General features: G+C 50.6%; 1 protein-coding gene and 1 pseudogene. Both read left to right on the forward strand.

What is annotated here, in order from left to right; genetic code table 11:
- Window positions 1-65 precede the first annotated feature (65 nt).
- Window positions 66-563, forward strand: a complete 498-nt coding sequence (locus tag EI164_RS16475) for a transposase (protein ID WP_192521042.1) — start codon at window positions 66-68, stop codon at window positions 561-563.
- Window positions 539-869, forward strand: a pseudogene (locus EI164_RS17260) (IS3 family transposase); the annotation flags it as partial. The gene EI164_RS16475 and the pseudogene EI164_RS17260, both read left to right, overlap by 25 nt.

Below are 869 nucleotides of genomic sequence, written 5' to 3' on the forward strand. Positions count from 1 at the left end.
CCCCCTATGGCAGGATAGTTGTCACCCCTAAATAATAATTCCAAAGGGGACAATGAGGACACATCATGCCACGATATAGCGAAGAACGTAAACAGGCTATACTCAGCAAACTGCTACCCCCGCTGAGCCTAAGTGTTGCCGAGGTTTCAAGAAGTGAAGGCATCGGATTACAGACCCTGTATAATTGGCGTGCCCAAGCTAGAGAACAAGGTCACCCCATGCCATCGAACCATAAAACCCCTGATGACTGGTCAAGCGAAACCAAGCTTGCCACCATTATAGAGACGGCCACCCTAAGCGAGAGTGAACTTAGCGAATACTGCCGCAGCAAAGGCCTATATGTTGAGCAAATCAAAGCGTGGCGTACTGACGCCTTACAAGGCTTTAGCAGCAGCAAACAACAAAGCCTGAAAGACAAGCGTCAGCAGCAGAGCGATCGCAAACAGATCAAACAACTCACCCGAGAGCTTGCTCGAAAAGAAAAGGCTTTAGCTGAAACTGCCGCCTTACTGGTATTGCGAAAAAAGTTGGAAGCGTTTTGGGAGGAGCACGAGGACGACTGACCTTGCTCCCTAAGCGCAAGCAATACATAGACTGGATACAAGAGGCCAATCACTCAGGAGCCAGACTTAACCTTGCCTGTATTGAAGTTGGCATTAGCATCCGCACCTATCGGCGCTGGTACCGCGCAGGTCACGTGAATGGTGATAAACGGTGTGACGTCGTGCGCCAAGCTCCTAAGAATAAACTGAGCGCCTCTGAACAAGCCGCCATTATTGCCGTGTGCAATCAGCCCCGCTTTGCCAGTCTGCCGCCCACCCAAATTGTACCGACCCTGCTTGATGAGGGGATATATCATGGCTCAGAGT

It is taken from the genome of Psychrobacter sp. FME13 (assembly GCF_014861395.1).
Taxonomy (GTDB): domain Bacteria; phylum Pseudomonadota; class Gammaproteobacteria; order Pseudomonadales; family Moraxellaceae; genus Psychrobacter.